This is a genomic window from Microcystis sp. LE19-84.1B (assembly GCF_027531875.1).
In the GTDB taxonomy this organism is placed as follows: domain Bacteria; phylum Cyanobacteriota; class Cyanobacteriia; order Cyanobacteriales; family Microcystaceae; genus Microcystis; species Microcystis panniformis.
This window is the reverse complement of record NZ_JAPZSR010000126.1, coordinates 1-5,381: the sequence shown is the minus strand read 5'-3', so window position 1 is coordinate 5,381 and position 5,381 is coordinate 1. Positions and strand designations below refer to the sequence as shown.

Below are 5,381 nucleotides of genomic sequence, written 5' to 3'. Positions count from 1 at the left end.
CCTTATCTGGCAACGTTTTTAGTCGATTTCTCGGAAATACATAGCTGAAAATTTTTAAAAACGTCGTGCTTTGCTTACCTCATAAGCGATTAAAGGTAGCAAAAAAAGAATTAGATTCGGAGAATGAATCAGCCCTACCCCTGCCCCCAGGAAAAGCTTTTTGCCGCAAACCCTAGATAGTCAACAGTTTAGTTGAAACCCGATTAAATTTTCGATCGCTTTAACCAAATCTTGATTAGTCCAATTCTGGTACAGAGAAGATGCGATCGCCGATCCTCCGGCTCCGACTCCTTCCTTGACGAAACCCTGTTCATAAGCTTGCAAAACCGGGTATTTAGAGGCGGAAAAGTTTAATTGTGTGGCTAATAGGGGTATTTTTCCGATCATGGTGGCTAATCCGATTGTATCCCCCGTTTCATCTTCCGCTACCCAGCGAGTTGTGCCGACGATGATATTTTCCCAGTTAACCGGATAGGCATATTTAGCCACTAGAGCTTGAATTAGGGCAGAAACGGCTAACATTTGGGTTCCTCCGGCGAGGAGTACCCCACCCTGCCCACTGGCGGCGATGGCCATGCCAGCGACGAAAATCTGCTGAGGATCGCCTAGGGCGGCGATTACCTCAAAAGGATCAAAAATTTCTTTTCGGGCTAATCCCTGCTCAACTATTGCCCGTTTCTGGGCATGATTGCACTGGGGGTGGCTGCTGTTAACTTTGCCGTTGGCTCGATAACCCAATCCGGTTAGGATGGCGAGGGCGGTGGTGGTGCCACCGACCACACACTCGCCGATAATTAGATAACTAGACTCCCGGGCTAATTTTTCTCCCCAGGTTAGTCCTTGGGCGAACAGGTGTTTTACTATGGTCAGGTCTAGGGCGCAGCCAGTGGAGAGACAACGGGCTGGTTGTCCCCCTAGTTCGATATAATCGACGGCCGGGGGCAAGGGTAAACCGGCGTTAAAAACGAGGACGGGAATGGCTAATTTTTCCACTACGGCGCGGGTAATATAGGCAGGGGAGGCTCCCACCGTTAGGGGGGGTAAGGGATAACGGGGATGGGGTGAAACTCCTTTAACGATAAATTCGGCATCGGCGATCGCTGTATATTTTCTATCTTCCGGGGTGGCGCCGGCGGTGGAGATTCCGGGGATTAATCCCGTCTCGGTAAAGCCTAAAACTAGGGCAAATATCGGACAAGATTTTTGATGGCGCTGTAACCAATTTTGCCCCTGTTCGATTTCCGTGTAAATTTTAATCATCTGTTGATTTTGTCCTCTTACTTATCACTATTTCCCTCTCTCCATGAGATGATCTTTGATTTCGACATATTTAGAAAATAAGTTATCAATACTAGCCAGTTTTGCCCCGTATGCTAAGGCTGTAGCCATAATAATACGGTCAAAAGGATCTTTGTGAATGGGAGATAAATTAACTGCTCTAATGGCAATTTCCAGGGTAATTGAAAATATATCTATTTTAGCTACTGTTAAAGCTTGTTGAATCCACTCTTGAAGGGGATAACTTAATTCTAATCTTTCCCGTTGGTTAGCAAGGGCTATTTCATAGCAAGAAATGGGGGAAACTCCGAGAGATTCTGCTAACTCAAATTTTTCTAGCCAATGTTCGGTAAATCTGTCAAAATTGCCATTTATTAACCACAACCAAATATGAGTATCAAGCACAATTACTTCAGACATTCCCAATCTTCTTCATCTACAATAGGACTGACCATATCACCTAGTATTTTAGCTTTACCCACCATATTCTCAACTGGAAAATGACGTTTGAATAAGGATGGTTTTTCTTCTAATAAGTTGTTTTTGCTGGCGGTGAAATTTTTAATTAATTGATAAAGTTCATCTAGTTGTTCTTCAGGTAAATTATCAATTGCTGTTTGAATAAGTTCTTTAACAGTCATAGTTTTACTCTCTATTTTCTGAACTTGAGTTATACTATAACACAACGGTTCCTTCAATAAAGGGACTCATCTTGAGATTTTACCTAAAATACAGCAGACTAAAAAGACTCATTTAAACCGTTTATTCTTAGATTAGCGGAATCTCCCCCAATGCAAAAGTACCTGATCTCAACAAGTAATTTAAACACTTAACAGCTTATGTCTTCCCTGTCTTCTGCAATTATCGATACTTGGCGACGTTTTTACCGAGATCCCCTGGCGGTAATAGGAGCGATCGCATTAATGATAATTATTTTTGCTGTCCTATTCGGTCCGATTTTCTATCGGGTCCCCATCGATACCATTGATTTTAGTCAAACCACTGCTCCCCCTAGTTTAAAACATCTTTTCGGGACTAATGATCTGGGACAGGATCAATTGGCGAGGATTTTGGTGGGGGGTCGAATTTCCCTGGCGGTGGGGATTGCTGCTATGATGGTGGCGATGATTCTGGGGACGGCGATCGGGGCTATTTCCGGGTTTTACGGGGGAGCGATCGATGGCTTATTGATGCGATTAACGGATTTATTTCTATCTTTGCCCCAATTACCCCTACTTTTGCTGATTGTCTATCTATTTCGCGATAGTATCAAAAAAATCGCCGGACCGGAAACGGGTATTTTTATCCTCGTGGTTTTGGTAATCGGGGGTTTAAATTGGATGTCGGTGGCGCGATTGGTGCGGGGAAATTTCTTAAAGTTACGGGAGATGGAGTTTATCTCGGCTGCGATTGCTTTGGGGGCCACTCCTTTCCGTTTAATCTGGGTGCATTTATTGCCTAACGTTTTGGGAATGATTATCGTGGCGGCCACTTTAGCCGTGGGTAATGCGATTATTACCGAGTCAACCCTGAGTTTTTTGGGTTTGGGTTTCCCCCCCGATGTGCCGACTTGGGGACAAATGTTATTTAAAGCTAAAGATTACTTGACAACTGCCCCCCATTTGGTCATTTTTCCCGCTCTAGCTATCGTGATCACGGTGTTAAGTATTAATTTTATCGGTGATGGTTTACGGGATGTCTTTGATCCTAATGTTTGAGGAACTTTGGAAGTGGATAATTGCCGAAAAGTACCCAGAACCTCTATGATAATCAGTAGCGATGGTGAGGAAATAAATACTGTGAGTAGCGTAACTGTCATTAGCGATCAGAAGTTTGACCAAGAGGTTTTTGAGGTCGAAAAACCCGTTTTAGTCTATTTTTGGGCGAGTTGGTGCGGTCCGTGTCGTCTGGTATCCCCCTCGATCGATTGGGTGGCCAAAACCTACGACGAACGGCTAAAAGTAGTTAAACTAGAAATAGACCCTAACCCCGACTCGGTGGCTAAATGTAAGGTGGAAGGTGTTCCCGCTTTACGCATCTTTAAAGATAACCAAATTATTGCCAGTCATGAAGGGGCGATCGGCAAACAACAATTACAATCTTTTATCGATACCTATATCAGCTAATTAGGTATCCGTGGTTATGAGTAACTTAACCCTAGCAAACCGCTTACAGGCACTACAATCCAACGTTTTTGCCGATATGGATCGGGCAAAAGCTGCCAGTAGAGAAGCGGGTAATACCATTATCGATCTTTCGCTCGGTTCCTCCGATCTTGGTGCTGCTCCCCACGTTGTCGATGCTATTGAGCGATCTCTCCACGATCCTCACACGCACGGCTATTTACTCCATAATGGGACCAGAGACTTCCGAATAACTGCCGCTAACTGGTATAGCGATCGCTTTGGTGTACCCATCGATCCGGAAACGGAGGTTTTACCCCTGATTGGTTCTCAGGAAGGCACGGCCCATCTACCTTTGGCCCTTCTCAACCCCGGGGATTTTGCCCTACTCCTCGATCCGGGTTATCCCTCCCATTTGGGCGGTGTTGCCCTTGCCGGCGGTCAAATCTACGGAATGCCAATTTTGTCAAAAAATGACTTTCTGCCGGTTTTAGAGGACATTCCTGACCTAGTGCTGGCACAATCGAAGCTGATGGTCTTGAGTTATCCCCATAATCCCACCACAGCGATCGCAACTTTGGCATTTTTCCAAAAAGCGGTTGATTTTTGCCGTCAGCATAATTTAGTTTTAATCCACGATTTTCCCTATCTAGACATCTTTTTTGCGGGAACATCGCCCCCCCCGTCAATTTTACAGGCCGATCGAGCTAAAACTAATTCGATCGAGTTTTTTACCTTTTCCAAGTCCTATAATATGGGCGGTTTTCGCATCGGTTTCGCCATTGGCAACCCGCAGTTAATTATGGCTTTGCGACAGATTAAAGCTATGGTTGATTTTAATCAGTATTTGGGCATCCTTAATGGTGCGATCGCTGCTTTAACTGGTAATCAAGATTCGGTCAAAGAAACCGTCGCTATCTTCCAAAAACGCCGGGATGTGTTTATTAATGCCCTAAATCGCATCGGTTGGCCAGTTGCCACTCCGGCCGCTACTATGTACGTTTGGGCGAAAATTCCCCCCAGTTGGCCGGGTAATTCCGTCGATTTTTGTCGGCAATTGGTGGCCCAAACTGGTGTCGCTGTTTCCCCCGGTTCCGGTTTTGGTAAGGGTGGTGAGGGGTATGTGCGTTTTGCCTTAGTTCACGATCCCGATATTCTAGAGGCTGCCGTGGAGAAAATTGGGGCTTTTTTGGGATAAAACCGATATTCTAAGCAGTGGTTATGCTGCAATCGATAACTTTCGCCTTGTTGCTTCTGATATTTCGGGTGATATTGGTAATGTGTCCACTCCCAAACCTTCTGGTGTTATCGGACTAGGCATACTAGGTGGTGGTTTAGTGGTGCGTTGCGTCGCTAAACGTCGTTAACTGCGCTTGGGGTGCGGAGATGAGCCAAAATTTTGCTAATTCCCCACCCTTTGCGGTTAAAAGCTTTAATTGTGCTGCTGTCTTTGTAATTGCTCGATCGCGTCGGGGGACAAATCGGTAAATCGGGCGATTTCTGGGATAGAAAAACCAGCAGATAGCATTTTTAGGGCAATTTGTCGAGCTTTTTCTTCTTGGCCTTCTTGTCGTCCCTTTTCCTCGCCTTCCTCTCTGCCTTCCTCTAAAATATCTTGATAGATGACGGATTCTCTCATAATGTCACTCCGAAGAATTTTTCTAATCGTCTCTCGATTGTAATTGCTCGATCGCGTCGGGGGATAAATCGGTAAATTGGGCGATTTCTGGGATAGAAAAACCAGCAGATAGCATTTTTAGGGCAATTTGTCGAGCTTTTTCTTCTTTACCCGCTTGCAATCCTTCTTGCAATCCTTTTTGTAGTCCTTTTTGTAGTCCTTTTTCCTCGCCTTCCTCTAAAATATCTTGATAGATGACGGATTCTCTCATAATGTCACTCCGAAGGATTTTTTTGATCGTCTCTCGATTTAATACTAACCCGGCGAGAATACTGGTAGCGGCAGCGAGATTGCTTTGCACC

9 protein-coding genes are annotated in these 5,381 nt (G+C 44.9%); 4 read left to right on the top strand and 5 right to left on the bottom strand.

Annotation, left to right across the window (positions count from 1 at the left end):
• Positions 1-180: 180 nt before the first annotated feature.
• The 3 genes from cobT to O9324_RS07445 are packed head-to-tail and all read right to left on the bottom strand — an operon-like array spanning position 181 to position 1,919.
• Positions 181-1,260 (bottom strand): nicotinate mononucleotide-dependent phosphoribosyltransferase CobT, encoded by a 1,080-nt coding sequence (gene cobT, locus O9324_RS07455; protein ID WP_288139862.1) that lies wholly within the window; start codon positions 1,258-1,260, stop codon positions 181-183.
• A gap of 27 nt (positions 1,261-1,287) precedes the next feature.
• A complete protein-coding gene (locus tag O9324_RS07450) occupies positions 1,288-1,698 on the bottom strand; it encodes a type II toxin-antitoxin system VapC family toxin (RefSeq protein WP_288139861.1) in 411 nt (136 codons plus the stop codon).
• Complete coding sequence (locus tag O9324_RS07445) at positions 1,686-1,919, bottom strand: hypothetical protein (RefSeq protein WP_002739069.1); 234 nt, start codon at positions 1,917-1,919, stop codon at positions 1,686-1,688. Before O9324_RS07445 ends, O9324_RS07450 begins: the two co-directional genes overlap by 13 nt.
• 198 nt (positions 1,920-2,117) lie before the next feature.
• On the opposite strand from O9324_RS07445, the gene O9324_RS07440 reads away from it, so the two are divergent.
• From O9324_RS07440 to O9324_RS07425, 4 genes are read left to right on the top strand one after another with little or no spacing between them, the layout of a single operon-like run.
• Entirely contained in the window at positions 2,118-2,996 is an 879-nt protein-coding gene (locus O9324_RS07440; protein ID WP_002765717.1) for an ABC transporter permease, read from the top strand.
• Positions 2,997-3,041: 45 nt separating this feature from the next.
• Positions 3,042-3,404, top strand: coding sequence for a thioredoxin family protein (locus O9324_RS07435; protein ID WP_002765716.1), 363 nt, complete (start codon positions 3,042-3,044; stop codon positions 3,402-3,404).
• A gap of 16 nt (positions 3,405-3,420) precedes the next feature.
• Positions 3,421-4,599: an LL-diaminopimelate aminotransferase gene (locus O9324_RS07430; protein ID WP_288139860.1), complete on the top strand. Its 1,179-nt coding sequence runs from the start codon at positions 3,421-3,423 to the stop codon at positions 4,597-4,599.
• On the top strand, positions 4,580-4,768 hold the full coding sequence (locus tag O9324_RS07425; RefSeq protein ID WP_002788545.1) for a hypothetical protein: 189 nt from the start codon (positions 4,580-4,582) through the stop codon (positions 4,766-4,768). The genes O9324_RS07430 and O9324_RS07425 overlap by 20 nt, the downstream gene beginning before the upstream one ends.
• A gap of 65 nt (positions 4,769-4,833) precedes the next feature.
• Here O9324_RS07425 and O9324_RS07420 read toward each other — a convergent pair whose 3' ends face one another.
• Both O9324_RS07420 and O9324_RS07415 read right to left on the bottom strand, forming a co-directional pair.
• Entirely contained in the window at positions 4,834-5,040 is a 207-nt protein-coding gene (locus O9324_RS07420) for an Rpn/YhgA-type helix-turn-helix domain-containing protein (RefSeq protein WP_287629038.1), read from the bottom strand.
• 22 nt (positions 5,041-5,062) lie between these two features.
• Positions 5,063-5,381: Rpn/YhgA-type helix-turn-helix domain-containing protein (locus O9324_RS07415; protein ID WP_288139859.1), on the bottom strand; the 319-nt coding region annotated here is incomplete at its 5' end.